The sequence below is a fragment of the Polaromonas sp. P3_A5 genome (assembly GCF_056403055.1).
On record NZ_JBFUGF010000004.1, the window covers coordinates 181,480 to 199,570 of the forward strand.

Annotated in this window: 18 protein-coding genes; 9 read left to right on the plus strand and 9 right to left on the minus strand. The window is 59.3% G+C overall.

The annotated features are described in order from the left end of the window. Nucleotides 1-53: 53 nt before the first annotated feature. The 3 genes from AC1DU8_RS22090 (at nucleotide 54) to AC1DU8_RS22100 (ending at nucleotide 2,713) form a co-directional block, all read left to right on the plus strand. Nucleotides 54-1,100, plus strand: coding sequence for an SDR family oxidoreductase (locus AC1DU8_RS22090; protein ID WP_477727247.1), 1,047 nt, complete (start codon nucleotides 54-56; stop codon nucleotides 1,098-1,100). A 114-nt stretch (nucleotides 1,101-1,214) separates the two neighbouring features. Then, nucleotides 1,215-1,454: an acyl carrier protein gene (locus AC1DU8_RS22095; protein WP_457282434.1), complete on the plus strand. Its 240-nt coding sequence runs from the start codon at nucleotides 1,215-1,217 to the stop codon at nucleotides 1,452-1,454. A gap of 26 nt (nucleotides 1,455-1,480) precedes the next feature. After that, nucleotides 1,481-2,713 carry a beta-ketoacyl-[acyl-carrier-protein] synthase family protein gene (locus AC1DU8_RS22100; protein ID WP_457282435.1) on the plus strand — a complete coding sequence of 411 codons (1,233 nt, stop codon included), beginning with the start codon at nucleotides 1,481-1,483 and terminating at the stop codon, nucleotides 2,711-2,713. A gap of 66 nt (nucleotides 2,714-2,779) precedes the next feature. On the opposite strand, the gene rfaE2 is transcribed toward AC1DU8_RS22100, so the two are convergent. After that, on the minus strand, nucleotides 2,780-3,286 hold the full coding sequence (rfaE2, locus tag AC1DU8_RS22105) for a D-glycero-beta-D-manno-heptose 1-phosphate adenylyltransferase (protein ID WP_457282436.1): 507 nt from the start codon (nucleotides 3,284-3,286) through the stop codon (nucleotides 2,780-2,782). Nucleotides 3,287-3,363: 77 nt separating this feature from the next. Then, nucleotides 3,364-4,233, minus strand: coding sequence for a ferritin family protein (locus AC1DU8_RS22110; protein WP_457282437.1), 870 nt, complete (start codon nucleotides 4,231-4,233; stop codon nucleotides 3,364-3,366). 415 nt (nucleotides 4,234-4,648) lie between these two features. Between AC1DU8_RS22110 and AC1DU8_RS22115 the strand changes: the two genes are divergently transcribed. Then, a complete protein-coding gene (locus tag AC1DU8_RS22115) occupies nucleotides 4,649-5,233 on the plus strand; it encodes a glutathione peroxidase (RefSeq protein WP_477727248.1) in 585 nt (194 codons plus the stop codon). A gap of 639 nt (nucleotides 5,234-5,872) precedes the next feature. Here AC1DU8_RS22115 and AC1DU8_RS22120 read toward each other — a convergent pair. Beyond that, nucleotides 5,873-6,490 (minus strand): glutathione S-transferase family protein, encoded by a 618-nt coding sequence (locus tag AC1DU8_RS22120; RefSeq protein ID WP_457282438.1) that lies wholly within the window; start codon nucleotides 6,488-6,490, stop codon nucleotides 5,873-5,875. 176 nt (nucleotides 6,491-6,666) lie between these two features. On the opposite strand from AC1DU8_RS22120, the gene purB reads away from it, so the two are divergent. Beyond that, the gene (gene purB / locus AC1DU8_RS22125; protein WP_457282439.1) at nucleotides 6,667-8,058 is read left to right on the plus strand and encodes an adenylosuccinate lyase; all 1,392 of its coding nucleotides are present in this window, start codon (nucleotides 6,667-6,669) and stop codon (nucleotides 8,056-8,058) included. A 294-nt stretch (nucleotides 8,059-8,352) separates the two neighbouring features. On the opposite strand, the gene AC1DU8_RS22130 is transcribed toward purB, so the two are convergent. After that, entirely contained in the window at nucleotides 8,353-8,658 is a 306-nt protein-coding gene (locus tag AC1DU8_RS22130) for a DUF2007 domain-containing protein (protein ID WP_457282440.1), read from the minus strand. Between the two features lie 77 nt (nucleotides 8,659-8,735). Further along, complete coding sequence (locus AC1DU8_RS22135; RefSeq protein WP_477690234.1) at nucleotides 8,736-9,203, minus strand: DUF3717 domain-containing protein; 468 nt, start codon at nucleotides 9,201-9,203, stop codon at nucleotides 8,736-8,738. Between the two features lie 515 nt (nucleotides 9,204-9,718). On the opposite strand from AC1DU8_RS22135, the gene AC1DU8_RS22140 reads away from it, so the two are divergent. The 3 genes from AC1DU8_RS22140 (at nucleotide 9,719) to AC1DU8_RS22150 (ending at nucleotide 11,494) form a co-directional block, all read left to right on the plus strand. Next, on the plus strand, nucleotides 9,719-10,447 hold the full coding sequence (locus tag AC1DU8_RS22140; RefSeq protein WP_457282442.1) for a TerC family protein: 729 nt from the start codon (nucleotides 9,719-9,721) through the stop codon (nucleotides 10,445-10,447). A gap of 79 nt (nucleotides 10,448-10,526) precedes the next feature. After that, nucleotides 10,527-10,976, plus strand: coding sequence for a hypothetical protein (locus AC1DU8_RS22145; RefSeq protein WP_457282443.1), 450 nt, complete (start codon nucleotides 10,527-10,529; stop codon nucleotides 10,974-10,976). 164 nt (nucleotides 10,977-11,140) lie between these two features. After that, entirely contained in the window at nucleotides 11,141-11,494 is a 354-nt protein-coding gene (locus AC1DU8_RS22150; protein ID WP_457282444.1) for a phage holin family protein, read from the plus strand. Here the strand turns inward: AC1DU8_RS22150 and AC1DU8_RS22155 are convergent. Together AC1DU8_RS22155 and tfpZ are read right to left on the minus strand one after the other, a co-directional pair. Further along, complete coding sequence (locus AC1DU8_RS22155; protein ID WP_477666965.1) at nucleotides 11,450-13,054, minus strand: M48 family metalloprotease; 1,605 nt, start codon at nucleotides 13,052-13,054, stop codon at nucleotides 11,450-11,452. The two genes, AC1DU8_RS22150 and AC1DU8_RS22155, sit on opposite strands and share 45 nt — an antisense overlap. Nucleotides 13,055-13,067: 13 nt before the next feature. After that, complete coding sequence (gene tfpZ, locus AC1DU8_RS22160) at nucleotides 13,068-13,847, minus strand: TfpX/TfpZ family type IV pilin accessory protein (protein WP_457282445.1); 780 nt, start codon at nucleotides 13,845-13,847, stop codon at nucleotides 13,068-13,070. Between the two features lie 6 nt (nucleotides 13,848-13,853). Here tfpZ and moaC point away from each other — a divergent pair, with 6 nt between their 5' ends. Beyond that, nucleotides 13,854-14,378, plus strand: a complete 525-nt coding sequence (gene moaC / locus AC1DU8_RS22165; RefSeq protein WP_477666966.1) for a cyclic pyranopterin monophosphate synthase MoaC — start codon at nucleotides 13,854-13,856, stop codon at nucleotides 14,376-14,378. Between the two features lie 8 nt (nucleotides 14,379-14,386). Here moaC and AC1DU8_RS22170 read toward each other — a convergent pair whose 3' ends face one another. Together AC1DU8_RS22170 and AC1DU8_RS22175 are read right to left on the minus strand one after the other, a co-directional pair. Next, nucleotides 14,387-16,009, minus strand: coding sequence for a PglL family O-oligosaccharyltransferase (locus AC1DU8_RS22170; protein ID WP_457282462.1), 1,623 nt, complete (start codon nucleotides 16,007-16,009; stop codon nucleotides 14,387-14,389). 119 nt (nucleotides 16,010-16,128) lie between these two features. Continuing rightward, nucleotides 16,129-17,862: a PglL family O-oligosaccharyltransferase gene (locus AC1DU8_RS22175; protein WP_457282447.1), complete on the minus strand. Its 1,734-nt coding sequence runs from the start codon at nucleotides 17,860-17,862 to the stop codon at nucleotides 16,129-16,131. Nucleotides 17,863-18,091: the final 229 nt, after the last annotated feature.

The following is an 18,091-nucleotide window of genomic DNA, read 5'->3' on the forward strand; positions in this document are numbered from 1 at the left end:
ACCGTCCAATACCCCTCGCTTATACTTGCAGGTTCAGCTTTACATTTCTTAACATGTCAAAACGCGTACTGCTTTCGGGCGCAACAGGCCTGATTGGCGGCGAATTAATGCTTCTTTTGGCTGCGCGCGGCGTTTACAGCACTGCTGTGGTGCGCGCTGCCGATTCGAACCAGGCCCGTGACCGTCTGCTGGATCGCCTGAAAAAGAGCATCCTCTGGAAGCCCGAATTTGCCGACATGGTGTCTGCCGAGGCCGGCGATGTGGTCGAGCCCGGTTTTGGCCTCAGCGCGGCAGTTCTCCAATCGGCCGATGTCATCCTGCATTCGGCGGCCAGTACCTCGTTCAAGCCCGGTGCCGGGGTTTATCCCATCAATCTCAAGGCCGCCGAGCATTTTTCCGGCATCCTGAAAGACCTGCGGCCCTCACAACGCGGTTTTTTTGTCGGGACGGCGGCAGTGACCACCGAGCCGCGCGGCGTCATTACCGAAGACATGCCGTTTGCCGGCTATGCCAACGACTACATCCGCTCCAAACGCGATGCCGAAACACTGCTGCGCGGCAAAGGCCATCCTTTTGTAAGTTTGCGCCCGGGCATTGTGCTGTCGCGCGGGATTGACGACGCCAAACTGGCCCGCAACATGTTGTGGTCCATCCCGGTCATGGCCGAACTCGGTGATGTGCCGCTGGATTCCCTGGGCAAACTCGATTTCGCGCCGGTGGATTTCATCGCGGGCGCCTTTGCCGAAATGCTGCTCAAGGACGAGCTCCGGCACGATTGCTACCACGTGTCCACGGGCGAAGACTCCATGACCTTCGCAGCGCTGGCCGAAGAATTGAAAGCCAGCATGCCCGGCATCGGCAAGATGGTGATGCGCGGCAGGGATTTCGTGCCCACGCCGAAGTTTGCCCGCCAACGCTGGATGTTTGAAGCATTGCAGCCGTATTTGCCTTTCCTTACGGCAGATGCGGTGTTCAGCAATGCGCGCCTGCGGGCGGAAATTGGCGCGGCAGCTGTCGCGCCTGCGCCCATTAGTTATCTGGGTGAATTGTTGGGGACCTTCAGCCTGTCGGACGCCGTCAGGCAGATGTACACGCCCTGAGGTACGAAAACAACGCGGCTGCTTTTGTAAAATGCCCCTACAGGCCCGAAGAGGCCGACCGTCATATCGATGGTGGGACAATGGCGGTTCGCATTACATATTTACTGGTTCGTGATGAATTCTGATTTGATTAATCTTTTTGCCGAGACATTTGGCATCAGCGAAGAAAAACTGCTGCCGGATGCCACGCTGGAGAGCCTGGGTCTTGACTCCCTCGCCGTCATCGAATTTCTGTTCCAGATTGAAGACCAGTTTGGCATCCAGATTCCGGACCAGGCCAGCCCGCCGCGCACCCTCGCCGAAATGGTCCAGCTGATTGAGCCCCTGCTGCCATCAGGCAAGCCTGCCGCCTGAGCCCTGCCGGGCCCGCCAGACCGCCCATGCGTCGCGTAGCCATCACGGGTCTTGGCGTTGTTTCCGCCGTTGGAACCGGCACTCCCGCATTCTTCGGGTCCCTGCTTTCCGCCCGCTCCGGCATCCGGGGCATTGACATTGGCTTTCCCACCGGCAGCGAAAGCGTGCTGGCCGGCGCCGTCCAGTTCGACCCGGACCAGCATTTCCCTCGCGCCCGTCTCCTGACCATGGACCGGGTCAGCCAGCTCGCAGTGGTGGCTGGCCGCGAAGCCATGGCGCAGGCTGGATGGGGCCCTGAGGGCGGCTTCGCACCCGAGCGTTTCGGCGTCTCGCTGGGCACAGGCAGCGGCGGCGCAGGATCGACGGATGTGGCTTACACGGCATTGCTGGAGCAAAAAGTGGCGCGGCTGCGCCCCATGACGGTCGTGCTGGCCATGCACAACGCCATTGCCGCCCATGTGTCCATGGAGTTCGGGTTGAAGGGCCCCAGCAGCACAGTTTCCAATGCCTGCGCATCGTCGGCCACCTCCATTGGCGAAGCTTTCCGGCAGATCCGCCACGGTTATGCCGACGCCATGCTGGCCGGAGGTTCCGAGGCATTGCTGAACCGCGGCACCATCAAGGCCTGGCAAGCCATGCACACGCTGGCCAAGCCCCATGCCGAAGGCGCCGAAACCTCGTGCCGTCCATTTTCGGTTGACCGCTCCGGTCTGGTGCTGGCCGAAGGCGCCGCCATGCTGGTCCTGGAAGAATGGGAAAGCGCCAAACGGCGCGGCGCCAATATCCTGGCCGAACTTTGCGGCTACGCATCCACCACCGACGCCCATCACCTGACGCAGCCCGACGCCCAGGGGCAATCACTCGCCATGACGCTGGCGCTGAAAGACGCGGGACTGCAGGCCGCCGACATCGGTTACCTCAATGCCCACGGAACCGCCACCGATGTCGGTGATGTCATCGAAACCAGCGCCATCAAGCTGGCCTTCAAGGACCTGGCCGGGCGCCTGCCCATCAGCTCCAGCAAAGGGGTGCACGGCCACGCCATGGGCGCTGCGGGCGCCATGGAATTCATTGCGAGTGTGATGGCACTGCGCGCGGGGCAGCTGCCGCCAACAGCATTCCTGGTGAACCCCGATCCGCGTTGTGACCTGGACTACATACCGCTGGAAGCGCGCGATGCGAACGGCCTGCGCGCGGTGATGTCCAACTCGTTTGCCTTTGGCGGCTCCAACGCCGTGCTGGTGGCGAAGTCCGCCTGAGGGCGATCATCACCCTCCGAAGAAGAGCCGGCCGGGCTCTCCCAGATACCGGCTGATATCAGCGGATCAGCGCGTGGCGCGGATTTTTTTCACCAGGGCCGTCGTCGAATAGCCATCCACAAACGGGATCGCCCGGGCACTGCCGCCATACGCCTTGACCACCGCGGTCTCTGCCAGTTTGTCCATGTCGTAGTCTCCGCCCTTCACCAGCAGATCCGGCTGGAGCTCACGGATCAGTTCAAGCGGCGTGTCTTCGTCAAACCAGGTGACCAGGCTCACCGACTCCAGCGCAGCCATCATGGCGGCGCGGTCGTGTTCGTTGTTGAGCGGCCGGTCAGGGCCCTTGCCCAGCCGCCGCGCCGAGGCATCGGTGTTCAGCGCCACCACCAGGCTTGCGCCCAGCGCGCGTGCGTCGGCCAGGTAGGTGACATGCCCGCGGTGCAAGACATCAAACACCCCATTGGTAAAGACAACGGGATGCGGCATTGAAGCAAGCCGCTGCCGCGCTTCTTCGCGGGGGACTATTTTTTGCAGGAAGTGGGTAGAGGAGGGGGTAGGGGGCTCGCTGGGCATCCCGCCACTTTAACGGAAGGCCTGGACCACCACCCGGCTTCTGCCGCCCGAGGCACCCGGCCAGCGGACGTCGTGCATCAGGCGCCGGCAGGTGCCGGCTTGGCGGCGATGGACTCCGCCAGTTCCTTGGCGACTTCCTTGCGGTAGCGGTTCAGTTCCTGCACGGTCTTGAAGCTCTGGTTCAACAGCAGGCTCAGGTTGTGCAGGATGCGTTCGACCACCTTGCCCTCCCACACCGCGTCAAACTTGATCTGCGTGTCGAGCCAGTGCTCCAGCCACTCGGGGTTGGGCAGGCGGCTCTGGATGGTGTCGCGCGGAAAGAGGCTTTTGTTCACATGCAGGTTGGTCGGGTGCAGCGCCTGGGCGGTACGCCGTGCGCTGGCCATCAGCACGCCCACCTTGGTGAAGGCGGACTTGGCTTCATTGCCGAAGTTGTTGATGGCGCGCTTCATGTAGCGCAGGTAAGCGCCACCATGGCGGGCTTCGTCCTGGCTCAGCTGGGTATAGATCTGCTTGATGACGGGTTCGGTATGCCATTCGCTGGCGCGGCGGTACCAGTGGTTCAGGCGGATCTCGCCGCAGAAATGCAGCATCAGCGTTTCCAGCGCGGGTGCGGGTTCGAACTCGAAACGCACTTCGTGCAATTCTTTTTCCGTGGGAGCGAGGTCCGGGCGGAAGCGCTTGAGGTATTCCATCAACACCAGCGAGTGTTTTTGCTCTTCAAAGAACCAGATGGACATGAAGGCCGAGAAATCGCTGTCGTCCTTGTTGTCGCGCAGGAACATTTCCGTGGCGGGCAGCGCAGACCATTCCGTGATGGCATTCATCTTGATGGTCTGGGCCTGCTCGTCGGTCAGCTTGGACGCGTCAAAACTTGCCCATGGAATGTCCTTGTCCATGTCCCAGCGGACGGATTCAAGTTGTTTGAACAGTTCGGGATAAAGCATGAGAACTCCTTCGCAAGGGATATGCAGATATATCTGCCTCGGATGTCCTGCGGGAGCATCCTGGGTACTTGTAACGATTTTAGGCGGCTAATGTGACAACGGGCGACTTATGCGCTATTTACCGGCAAATCAGGGTAATTCGGACCCCATTCCGGCGTGTTGGACCACACAAGTGCTCTTTTTCGGATTGCATTGTGCCAAATAAAGCCATGCAGACCCCGGATAGTCCGGGGCTGAATTCCCGCTGAATCCATTCACCGCGATACGGGCGTATCGTCAGGGCATGTTGTGAAACATGTATGACAGCGCCAAATAAACCTGAATCGGCCCGATCACCAGCCCGCGAGTTTAGCCAATGACTGCCACTGCCTCTTTTTGCGCCCCTCGTCAGGCGGCCCAGTTCCTTTTGCTGATCATGCTGGCTGCCCCTGCGCTGCTGGCCTCCCGCGGCGCGCTGGCAGCGCCACCGGCACCTGCCGTAGCGCCCGCCGGCTCCGCACCGGCAACCTGCCCCGCGCTGCTGCAGCAGATGTTTTTTCGGCTGCAGGATGAAAAGCCCCAGACGCTTTGCCAATACAGTGGAAAAGTGGTGGTCGTGGTCAACACCGCCAGCTTTTGCGGCTTTACCCCGCAGTACCAGGGGCTTGAAGCGCTCTATGCCAAATACAAGGACCAGGGCCTGGTGGTGCTGGGTTTTCCGTCCAATGATTTTTCGCAGGAAACGGGCAGCAACAAGGAGATCGCGGACTTCTGCGAAAACACCTTCGGCGTGAAGTTCCCCATGTTCACCAAGACCAGCGTGACCGGGAAGGACGCCAACCCCCTGTTCCAGAAGCTGGCGGCCACAACAGGCACCACACCGCGCTGGAATTTTTACAAATACGTCATTGCACGCGATGGTGTCGGCGTCACCAGCTTCAACTCCATGGCTGACCCGGCCGGCGGCGCGCTGGTCAAAGAAATCGAAAAACAGCTGGCCATCAAGCCCGCGGCCCGTTAACAAAAATTTACCTGAGGGATCTTTTATTTGCGGGAACTACCCCGCACTTGTGCTCTCATACTTCTGCAAGCGCGATTTGCCTTCACCGGTAGCGCTGGCAAGAGAACAGTTTCATTGTTGCGAAGCCTTCTGAGCCGTCCAGGTTCAGCTGCAATCCCGGGGCGCTCCTCCTCCTCCCTCCCTCCCTCGTTCGCGCCGGGGCGCTTCGCAGCATTTTTATATTCCGGCCCCCTTGCCGGGCCAGGGCCAACGCATGCGTTGCGCCCGCCTGAAGTTCACCGCCGATGGCCTGGTGGACTTTCACCGTGATGAGCGTGAAACCCGTGAAGCCCCCGCAAGAGCTATTATTTTGATAGCTGCTTGCGCTTGTTCTGATTGGGTCAGGAGCCATTTTTATGCCTGAAATCAGGCTGTCTCGACCTCAAAACACCTGAAAAGGACCGCCCAAGAGGCGTTGAAAGAGGCCTTGAGCCTGTTTTTGAACTGCTTTCAAACGCCAATAGTAGCCAGGGCCCAATAAAGATGGGCGCAAGCAGCTATTAAATACATAGCAATATCCGGCGGCGTCTGGAGTTTGTATGCGATTTGGTGATTTGGCGTCAGCGAGAAATGTTGTCGCCTCCACCATTCAGCACCGCATCAGCCCGGCGGAATGCTTTCCGCAAAGCTGGGCCGTTGCATCAGCTTGTCCTGCAGCTTGGTCAGGTTCGGATACATCTCACGCCAGTTGATTTGCGCAAACCGCAGGTCGAGGTAGCCGAGCGCGCAGCCGACCGCGACGTCGGACAGGCTGAAGTGAATGCCGCTGCAGAACGACTTGTCGCCCAGGCCGGTGCTCATGGCCTTGAGGGTGGCTTCGATCTTGCCCATCTGGCGGTCGATCCAGGCGTCGCTGCGTTGCTTGACGCTGCGGCCGGCCCAGGTGGCTTCGAGGCGCGCCAGGATGGCGGCGTCGATCAGGCCGTCGGCCAGGGCTTCCCAGGTTTTGACTTCAGCGCGCTCGCGGCCCTGGCTGGGGATGAGCTTGCCGACAGGTGACAGGGTGTCGAGGTATTCGACGATCACGCGGGAATCAAATACGGCTTCGCCGCCTTCCATGACCAGGCAGGGCACCTTGCCGAGCGGGTTGGAGGCCTGGATGGTGGTGTTGGCTGCCCAGACATCTTCCAGGACAAACTGGTAGTCGAGCTTTTTCTCGGCCATCACTATGCGCACTTTGCGCACATAGGGGCTGGTAGCGGATCCGATGAGTTTCATGATGGTGTGAGATCGTGGTCCGGGGGAAGAGCATTCTATCGAGTAAGCCGGCAGCCGGGCTGACGGGGGTGTAACGCGCCGGGCAAGAAGATTCGCAAATATGCACATCTTTTCGGGCTCGCGGCAGCGGCTCCCGGCACGGCCGGCGCGGCAGGCACCCGGCCTACAATTGGGCCATGAGCTCTTCTCCCCCCTTTTCCACGATCAACGCCCTGTCCCCGCTGGACGGCCGCTATGCGAACAAACTGAACCAGTTACGTCCCCTGATGTCCGAACAGGGCTATATGCACCGCCGCGTTCAGGTCGAAGTGGCGTGGTTCATCGCGCTTTCCGATGCCAAATTCGCCGAATTCAAGCCGCTGAGCCCGGGCGCCCGCACTTATTTGCTGGGTCTGGTCAAAAACTTCTCGGAGGCCGATGCGTCGGCCATCAAGGAAATCGAAAAAACCACCAACCATGACGTGAAAGCCGTCGAGTACTGGATCAAGTCGAAATTCGAAGCCCGGCCGGAGCTGCAGGGCGCCAGCGAATTTGTGCACTTTGCCTGCACCAGCGAAGACATCAACAACACCAGCCACGCGCTGCAGCTTAAAAGCAGCCGCGACCTGGTGGTGTTGCCGGCGCTGGACAAGGTCATTGCGCAGCTGCGCGAAATGGCCCACATCTATGCCGAAGAACCCATGCTGAGCCGCACGCACGGCCAGACGGCCAGCCCGACCACGGTCGGCAAGGAAATCGCCAACGTGGTGGTGCGCCTGGCCAATGCGCGTGACAAGATCGCCGGCATCAAGCTGATGGCCAAGATGAACGGCGCGGTGGGCAACTACAACGCGCATCTCTCGGCCTGGCCCGACTTCGACTGGGAGGCCTTCAGCCGCAACGTGATCGAAACGCCGGAACCACTGGGCCTGGGCCTGACCTTCCAGCCCTACAGCATCCAGATCGAGCCGCACGACTACATGGCCGAGCTGTTTGACGCGGTAGCCCGCACCAACACCATCCTGATCGACCTGGCCCGCGACATCTGGGGCTACGTGAGCGTGGGCTACTTCAAGCAGCGCCTGAAAGACGGCGAGATCGGTTCCTCGACCATGCCGCACAAGGTCAACCCGATTGACTTCGAAAACGCCGAGGGCAACCTGGGCCTGGCCAACGCGTTGCTGCGCCACCTGAGCGAAAAGCTGCCGATTTCCCGCTGGCAGCGCGACCTGACCGACTCGACCGTGCTGCGCAACATGGGCGTGGCGCTGGGCTACGCCGTGCTGGCCTACAACTCAATGGGTGTGGGGCTGAACAAGCTCGAACTCAACCGCGAAGCGCTGGGCGACGACCTGAACGCCTCCTGGGAAGTGCTGGCCGAACCGATCCAGACGGTGATGCGCCGTTACGGCGTGCAGGGCGCTTACGAGAAGTTGAAGGAAGTCACGCGCGGCAAAACCGTGAAGGCCGAAGACCTGCACGCGTTGATCCGTTCGCTGGAAATTCCTGCAGCGGAGAAGGAACGCCTGCTGAAGATGACGCCCGGCAGCTATGTCGGCATGGCTGCCGAACTGGCCAAGAGGGTCTAACCCCCGTCCAGGCTCACTGCGTGTAGCCTGTTCCCCCCTTGCAAGGGGGCGGCGCCTGCGGTCTGGCAAAGCCAGTCCCGCGGCACCACTGGTTGTGCCCACAGAACTCTTCGAGCAAGCAGGGGCCGCGGAACCGGCTTTGCCGGGCCGCAGGCGCCGTCCCCTGCAAGGGGAAAAGGGCTACACGCAGTGAGCCCGATAGGGGTGTGCCAATTTCTCGGCTTTGCCGGGCCACAGGCGGGCGGCCCCCTCCGGGGGCAGCGACCCACACGAAGTGGGGGAGCGTGGGGGTACTTACCCCACCGTGGGGGCTAATCCACAATTCCAGCACTGCTCAAAGCCACCTTCAACGACTTCACCGCAGACGCACAGCCAGCGCCGCTGCGGCATATTTTGCAGGTGGTCGAGCAACTCGCGCGCGCGGGGTTCTTCTTCGTGGTGGGTGAGCCAGACTTCGGGCTGGCATTGGTCGGGTGGAAGCTCCCCGGCGACGCTGCCCAAAAAATAGCGCTGCACACTGGCGGCAATACCGGCCTGCTGCAACACGTCGACCCACAGCGCGGCGATGGCGATATTAGGGGCGCGCGTCAGTCGGAGCATGCCGTCAGTGTAGCGGGATCACTATCAAATTCATAGCTGCTTGCGCTTGCCGTGTATGGGCCAGGAGCCAAAAAGGCTTATTTTTTTGGCGCGGCAGCCGGCGCCTCCGCGGTGGCATCTTTCTGTGCGTCCTTGTCCTTGTTTTCAAGGGCGCGGTCAGCGTAGCGGCCAAACCGCCAGGCAGTTGCTTCCTGCGTGATGCGCCGCCAGGTACCGCGTTTCTCGGCGGGCGTCATCTCGGGCCAGTGCTGTACTTCGTCAAACGTGCGGCCGCAACCCTTGCACAGGGCATCTCCCTGGCTGGTTGAACAAATGGCAATGCAGGGCGTGTCGGCGGTTGTGTCATACCAGGTCCGCCACGCCGCCAGTGCCTTGGGCGGAAAGCTTTTTTCGTCGGCCTCGTCCTCATGGTAAAAAACCAGGAGCGCGTAGACCTCGGCGAGCGCACGCAACTCGGGCGCCAGCGTCACCCCGTCGGGCGAAGGTTTTTTGTCACGCCAGTAATTGATGGCGGCTTCAATATCGGTGATGTGGATGCCGGGCATGGAACGGTGGGTCTAAGGGGCTGCCGCTGAGCGGATGGAGCGAGCGCAAGGAGGCGAAGCAAGGCGAGGAAGCAAAGAGGCAGCGCCGGGCCGTTCATTATCGGCCAGACGGGCGGGCCAGCCGCCTATGGGGGAAATTGGGGCATGTCCCCGCATCGCGCCGCTGCGCGGCAAAGACCGGGTTGCAAAAAATCTTTTTTTATTGTCAAATACCCAGACGAAGGGGAGTAACTCCCTCGTTTTGCTGCAATATACGAAAACAGACACCACAGCAAAATCGCTAACAACAAGTCGTCATTACGAAGTTGACACTTCCGGCTTGTTGGGCATGCAGCGACACTGCATGTCGAGCCAGACCTTCGATTGAAACCTGAACAGGTTTGATCGAGGTATCTGCGGCGTCCATTGGCGCCGACCCCAGCCACCCATCACACCCGTTCCGGTTTCACGAAGCCGGGAATCCGTCGTGCGCCGTCGCGCGGATTTCCAAGTCGAAACTTGACATGGAGTGTGACGTGGAACTATTTACTACCCCCTGGTGGTCCGCCCTGCTGGCGATCATCCTCATTGACCTGGTGCTCGCCGGCGACAACGCCATCGTGATCGCACTGGCCGCGCGCAACCTGCCATCCCACCTGCAGAAAAAAGCCATCGTCTGGGGTACGGTCGGCGCCATTGTGGTCCGCTCTGCCATGACGGTTGGCGTAGTGTGGCTGCTGAAAATTCCCGGCCTGATGCTGGTGGGCGGCCTGGGGCTGCTGTGGATTGCCTACAAGCTGCTGGCCGACCAGGGCGACAAGGAGCACGACGGCCCGGTTGCCCACACCTTCTGGGGCGCCATGAAAACCATCGTGGTGGCCGACGCCCTGATGGGCATCGACAACGTGCTGGGCGTGGCCGGTGCTGCGCACGGCTCGTTTGACCTGGTGGTCATCGGCCTGCTGGTCAGCATCCCGATCGTGGTGTTTGGCAGCACCATGGTGCTCAAGCTGGTGGAGCGTTTCCCCATCATCATCAATATCGGCGCCGCCGTTCTGGCCTTTACCGCCGCGAAGATGATTGTGAGCGAGCAGCTGCTCGACCCGATCTACGGCGGCCCGGGCACCATGCCTTCGGCTGAAACCCTGCACCTTGCAGCGCAGTGGGCAACCTACGCCCTTGCGGTGGCGGGCGTGCTGGGCGCAGGGTGGTGGGCCACACGACGCTCACGGTCCGCGCAGGATGCCGACCTGATTCCACATTGAAACCAGCAACCCGTGGGGGGCGTATGCCCCTCTTTCAGCCAGCAAGCTTCTAAAACGACGACAACTCAAGGAGAACTTTATGGACAACATCATTGTGTACATTGACGATGCCGCATATGCCCTGCAGATGCTGCAACCCATGCTGCCGGCCGGCGAGGCCCACAGCCCTACTCGCTGGATCGTGGTCGGCTGCGCACCCCGCGTGACGCACCGCGTCAGCAAATGGGTAACACACAGTGCGCGGGAAAGCTGGCGCGGCAAGTGGGCCGAAAAGGTGTTCGCACAGTTGACGCCTCTTCTTCAAAAAGAAGGCAACACCGTGTTGACCCAGCTGGCGCAGGCCACCCTGATCACCCAGACCGAGGGCCTCATCAAGCAGTATGGCGTTGCACGCGTGCTGGATGCCCGGCGGCCGAAATTCGGCCAGGACATGCAACCGGTCACGGCAACGCAGGCCCAGGAAAGCCACGGCATCCTGGGTTATGCCACGGCACTGGCAGGTGCCGGGCTGCTGGTCGCAAGCGACTGACGGCTTTCACTTCGTGCTGAAGTCGGGAGGGCCACCTCCCCGGCTTGATCCGCTGAATCGGGTTGCACACGGACACAAAAGACCGTGTACAACCCCGGGCACGCGGCTTCTGCTTGCCAGAGGGATGGGGGCCGAATCGGGCAGGCCGGTGGTATTCTTTGCCCATGAAACTTATCCTCAAATGGCTTTTAAGCGCAGCGGCCTTGCTGGCCGTTGCCTATCTCTACCCCGGGGTCGTGGTGACCAGCTTCACCGGCGCGCTGATTGCCGCGGCAGTGCTCGGTGCGCTCAACATGGTGGTGCGCCCGATCCTGGTTCTGCTGACGCTGCCCGTCACGCTGGTGACGCTGGGCTTGTTCCTGTTTGTCATCAACGCGCTGATGTTCTGGGCCGCGGCCAGCCTGATCAGCAGTCTGAACGTCACGGGTTTTGCCGCAGCGCTGATAGGCTCACTGATTTATTCGGTGCTGCAGCTAGCGATCGACTTTGTCCTGGAGCGCCTGCTCTTTAACAAGTAGTTCGGTCTGACGGGTTCGTGTGTCGATGATCGAACCCTCCACGTAATCTGCGTTGCCGGGGTTGCTGCGCATCAAGCCCTGCGCCGCCTTGAAGCGGTCCAGCGCCGCCGGGTAGTCCAGCTGGGCGGCGCGGCTTTCCGCATCAGCGCGAATCGCCTGAACCTGCTTGTTTTGCTTGCCGTACGCGACCGCAAGCAGCTGCCAGGCCATCGCGTCCTTGGGATGCAGCGTCACCCAGCTTTGTAGCCGGCCCGAAACGTCCTGCGCACGGTTCGCGGCCATCAACGACTGGGACTGCAGCAGTACCTCAGCGCGAGATGTCGCCCTGGAAATGTCGGCAGATGCCGCTGTCGGGGGAACCAAGCCGGCCATCAAGTCAATTTCAACGGCCAGCAGATCCACCGCATTGGCGGCATGCGGCGCACCCACAGCAAGCGGTTTCAACCGTTCCAGCAAGCTTTTCGCCGTGGTGAAATCGCGCAGCCGGGCCGCCGCAAAAGCGCCACCATACACAACTCCAGCATCACGCACATTGTCGGCCGTGGGAAGCGGTTGCAGTGCGGCAACAGGGCCTGTCTGGCGCTGGGCCTCCGCCACCATGGAGCGCAGAACATCAACCCCCGGGGCTGCCAGGATACGCGCCCGCGATGCCATCATGGCGTGTAACACGCGGGCTCTGCCGGCCTCGGTTTCTTTTTCGCGCGAGGGTTTTGCCGCGTCCGTTGAAGACAGTTGCACGCGCGCCCGCGCTTCGGCAATTCGCTCGGTCGTCAACGGATGGGATCTCAAATAGGGAAAGGAGCCGTTGTCGTTCAGGCGCGAGGCCTGCTGCAGCTTTTCGAACATGGCCGAAACACCGCGGCTTTCAAAACCCGCATCGGTCATGACCCCGAAACCCACGCGGTCGGCCTCCCGCTCCATGTCCCTGGAAAAGTTGAGCTGGTTCTGCATCGCGACCGCCTGCCCGCCGACCACGGCGGCGCTGCCGGCATTGCTGCTCTTCCCGGCAGCCAGCACGCCAAGAATCATGGCGGCAATCATCCAGGGGGTCTGGCGCGACTGTTGCGTCAGCATGCGCGCAATGTGCCGCTGGGTCACATGGCTGAGTTCATGGCCCATCACTGCGGCCACCTCATCGGAACTGCTCACCGCGGCCAGCAGGCCCAGGTGTACGCCAAAGTAGCCCCCGGGCAATGCAAAGGCATTGATGCTGCGGTCCCGGATCAGAAAAACCTGCCAGGCAAAACGCTCTTCAAGTTCGGCATTGAGCTCGCCCCGGGTCCTTGCGGCGGCTACCAGCGGCAACCAGATACTCTGGAGGTAATCGCCGAGCACCGGATCATCAATGTAGTCAGGGTCGCGGTAGATGCTGACGGCGATGCGGTCTCCAATACGGCGCTCTGCTGCCGCTGCGAGGTCGGAAGTTTCACCCAGCGATGGCAATGAACCCGTTGAGCCTCCGGTCGTACCGACGGGCGCCTGAGCCAGCGAGGAACCGCCCAAAGCCATGAAAACAATGCAGGCCAGAGCAAGGCGGTTCAGGGCCGGACGCGGCTTCACGGACACAGTTCGCCTAGAAGGAGTCAATGGGTACAAATGCAATTACCTCTGCGGTTTTGGTATCGATGAGGACAGTCCAAAAAGTCTTGCGCCCGATCATTGGAATATAGCCAATATCGCTAATCTTGCGACCCGATGCCAACGCTGATGCCAATGCGTTATCGATACCAACAATGTCCGCAGGAAAACGGGTTTTGAGTTCTGCAAGAGGCTTGGCCTGTCTCAGGATCTGGGGCTTGGCCATTTCATAGTTTTGCCATAGATCGGGACGAGCACCCAGAGGCGCGCCGTCCAGCGCCGCCATGGTTGCGTCGAAACTTTCCTTGGCGTCCTTGAACTCCCGCACTGACAACAGTGTCGGCCCGGTCAACGGCAGTTGCCGCAGCCCTTCAGGCGCAAGAGAAAGAAGCCCCGGGTCAACTTCAATGGCATGAACCACCCGAAAACGGTCGAATTCAAAAACCAGATGCACGGGACGGGCCACTGCAACCGTCCAGAGACCGTAAGCAAGCGCGGCCAACTGCAACAGCCCGATCACACACAAATCCAGACACAACTCCTTACGCGGCTTGGCGGTGTTGAACACGGCAAGGGTCATCAGCGGGCCCATGATCACATCCACCACAATGACCAACAGGAAGAGCTCGCGCCCCCCGGATATCTCGCGATAGGGATAGGGATACCAAATGATAAAAACCAGCAAAGCCGCGCACAAGGCTATTGCCAGGCTAACACCTAGATGAATACCGGAAGCCTTAAGCCGGCTCCTCCAAAACTTTGGATTTTTGAACATGGTCTTATGATGATGGATACATGTAAAGGTTCTTGCCGCAAGATGTCCGACCCAACACTCACTCATTTTGACGCTCAGGGCCAGGCCCATATGGTGGATGTATCCGGCAAAACTGCCACGCACCGTGTGGCCATCGCGCAGGGCCGTATAGTAATGAATTCAGCGACGCTGTCCATCATCCTTGCCGGTAGCGCAAAAAAAGGGGATGTGCTGGGCATTGCTCGCGTCGCCGGGATCATGGCGGCCAAAAGAACCAGCGACCTGATACCGCTATGTCATCCTTTGGCTTTGACACGGGTAACCATCAAATTCACCCCGGATGAGAAAGTCTCCTGCATCGCCTGTTCCGCAACAGTAGAGACCGTTGGTCCAACGGGCGTCGAAATGGAAGCACTGACTGCGGTGCAAATTTCTCTCTTGACGATCTATGACATGTGCAAGGCCGTAGATCGAAGCATGACCATCACCGACGTGCATGTGCTTGAGAAACACGGCGGTAAATCAGGCAGTTTCGTCCACGAGCCCTTGTAGTACCGTCCTCATCTGGCGGCCGCCGCTCCCGTCGGTGGCGCCTGCCCCGGTACAAATTTGCTGTTTTGCCGCGTCCATTGTGCGTATTCCGTCGGGAAAGCGGCCTTGTAACGCGCCAGATGCTCGACAGCTACATCATCAGAGCCGAGCATCACTGCACTTTCAATGAGCTTTTCGATAACTCGTGGCTCCGGCGAATAATGCAGCAATGCGCTTGCGGTATTAAATGTCCATTGGGCGTTTGCCGGAGTCAGAGGCGTGAGAGATATCTGGGCAAAGCGCACTTGATCGGCGAATAGCCACGAGCCCTCAATTTTGGCAAGCGTGTCGCTGCGATAGACGGCAGATCGTTCGTCCACGGGAAGATAGATCTGGCTGACGCGGCGATAGTCCCACGCAGCATAGACAACGGCTATTGCCAGAGCACCTCCCAGCAAAGGCATGCCTATGACCGATACACGGCGGGCTAATACAGGTTTTGGCAGATTCGCCGCCATCGGGGCCGCATTCTCCCGCCTCCAGAGCATTGCGATGCAAAGACAGAAAGCCATCTGAAATGGGCCATACCATAGCGGATATTCGAGCATGCTGTGGAGCAGAATCACTAGAAGCACGGTCCATGCGAGCTGGCGTGTCGGATTAGTTTCGCGCCATGGTGCACGGCGGATTGTCCAATACGCAAAGGCACCGCAAACGAATAGCGACGCGGGAAGCCCTAGCTCAACAGCCAGTTGCAGAGGTAAGTTGTGCGCGTTGTCGAGTATTTGACAGAACCGGGGACCGTTGTAAAGGGTGATGTAATGCGCGTAATCCAGTTCACCCCATCCCCAGCCAAACCACGGTTTTTGGGCAATCAGATTCAACACGTTCGACCAGAGCGTCCAGCGGCTAACGCAGAGTTCATCGCCGGCCAGAAATCGGGCTGCCGCCCCGTACAACAAGGGATCCAGCCCGGCCATCCATGGGAGGAAGAGTATGCCCAACACGTACACAGCCACTGATACCCATAGCAGCCGGCGAACGCGGGGTAGTCGCATCGCCCCCCAGTACCACCACAATCCAGCTACGAAAAATAGCTGAACCATTCCCGTGCGGGAGGAAGAAGCGGCATTTCCCAACGCAAGTACTCCCGCAGCCGAGACAAGTGCAAGTAACCGCCAGCTGTAGGCCTTCACAGCGGGGCCACGGGGCCCCGTATCCTTCGTCACCCACCAAATCACGGCAGCCAGGGAAATATTGCTAAGGGTGGCAAATTGATTGCGCTGGCGCAAGTTTGCGAAGGCCTCACCCAGTCCGGCATTGGCCACCCAGGGGGCGAGGGCATCGGCATGCCCGGAGTATTGCAACAAGGCAAAGATGCTGCTGATCGTCCCCGCCAGAAGCCATGCCAGGGAAACCGGGGCTGTCCAGTACCCGCAAAACGGAGCCTCGCTCGTCGCCTTATCCTTATATATATTCGGCAAGAAGGAGTGAAGAAACATCAGGCCAGCACCAGCGGCGAGACTCATCAGCAACGGAACAACATTGGGGGAGGGCCCTCCCGCGATTGGATTAAGCCAGGGCAACGTGATGAGTAAGGTAACGAGCCCCTTCCATGTGCCAGCAAGAAGCTTCCCTTTTCCTGTCACCATCACCTGTCGCAATCCATCACAGGCGATTTAGCTCTATAGCACGCGTTCACTTGCACTGGATAGGTCAGCTTCTCTGGCATATCTCGTTGTTTTTTTAACTGGTACAGCTGATGGTAAATTCATTTTTCCGGGGGCATCGCAGGAAACTGGATATCCGAAAGTTGTGGCCATTTACTTTTGGATAGCTCCGTCCACGACATTCTTGCCTCAGAACATGTTGCAACCGGATGCAGGCTGCAAAGAAGTTGCAGCGCACGTTTTGCTTCCACTTTATCTCCATTCAAACCCGCAGCCGTAGCATAGCGAAACAATGCGGAGGAATATGCATATCGCCTTGATACTTCTCGCATCCAGTTCAACTGCTCTGCTGTCATACCGGGGCTAGCCTGGGTTCGCGTAAAGCGGAGTAATTCCTCCAGTTGGTTTAACAATAGCGCCCGTGCCGGCGGGGATACATTGTTCCCAATGCGCGCTTCCTCATAGCGCATGTTTTGCCAGTCCTCTTCAAATGCCGGATATTCCCTTAAAACAAGAATAAAGAGGACCGCCGTCGCGATAACGATAGAAATCAATGCCGGACGTACTATCCGCTTGGCAGCCCACGGGCGCCAATCACGCAGGACCCAACCGGAGTTAGCATTCAAAACTCCCATCCAAAAGCCGACAGGAAACAGAAAGTAAGCGTAGTTCAAGGGCAATTCAACCATGGCGTGACTGAACACAAAACCCACACCGAGCAAAAGACACCAAGACAAGGCGTCATGAACTTTGCGATATTGCAAAAAAAACCAGCCCGAGAGCAACAGCACAACAGCGAGCCCTATAGGTAGTCCATTCCACAATATCAAGTCAAGAAAAAGATTGTGAGAGCTCTCAAAAAAGGTGTGTGTTGGCGGATAGGCCAATGCGGTAGCTTGTTGCGCCGCAGGTATCTGCCCCCAACCATACCCCTGCCATGGCGCCAGAGAAATTGCTTTCAGCATGGACTCCCAGTAAATGGTTCTTACGCCGGGGTTAAGCCGATCCACCGCACTGGTCACTCCATCGCCTAGCAGTAGCCATTCGTTAATCGAAGACCACATCAAAGAGATAACCAGGTAAAACGAAGCGACCGCAGCAATGCCCTCCCACTTGACGCGCAATTGACATCGTCGTCGTAGCGTTATGAACAGAAGCAGAAACCAGCACCACGCCAATAACACGGAGCGAGAGCCAGTCATGACAAGCCCAAATGCCAGCAGGAAAGCAGCTATCAGACCTATAGATGGGCGAATTTTCCCGGCTTCGAATAGAAACAGAAGCCCTGTAAGGCTGAGGAGCAGGAGCGTTGCGAAATGGTTAGGTTGCGCCAAATTCGCGTAAACACGGGCATTCGGGGGGAGTTCGATCAAAAAGAGTCCCAGCAACCGAAGGTCCAGCCACTGGTGAAATGCAATTCCCATGGAAACAATTCCAGCCAGCAGAATGGCGACCCACAACGCCGTAATGCGGGTGAGGTCGATTAAATCTTTATCGCTCGACCTTGCGTAGCGAAAACCCGTCAAAACGACCAGCCCGAACCCAGACAGGTAGAGGAACGCCATCAGGGCATCACTCCGATAAACAATCAGCCCCGTACCCAATTGAAAAAATGGAACTACTGCCAGGGCCCAAGCGGCCACCGCCAGTATTGGCACATTCACTGTTCTGTAAAAGGCCACCCACATAACCAGAGGCAAAAAAGCCACCGCCATCGCCGATTCCTGATGCGCAGAGAGCCAGGGAGAGTAATGATTCGGCAACAGATACGCAAGGAATGCCAACACAGACAACCATGCAAATAGCCTGACTCGCACTGAAGTTTCAGAAATCAACTGTCGGACTCCATCGGACAACTTTTGCCCAAATAAAAGCGGCGCGTCAAAGACGCGCCGCTTGTTAACCCATGAATTGCTGCGTTACGCAGCAATCAGGTTTTAGCCCCGGCAAGAACCTGGGAGGTATTTCGTAGGCATTGCGGTACCCGTCGATCCGGGGCCACACACCCACTTGAAGATGGTTGCGCCAACATCGGTGCTCGTCAACGTAGCGGTGGAATCCTTG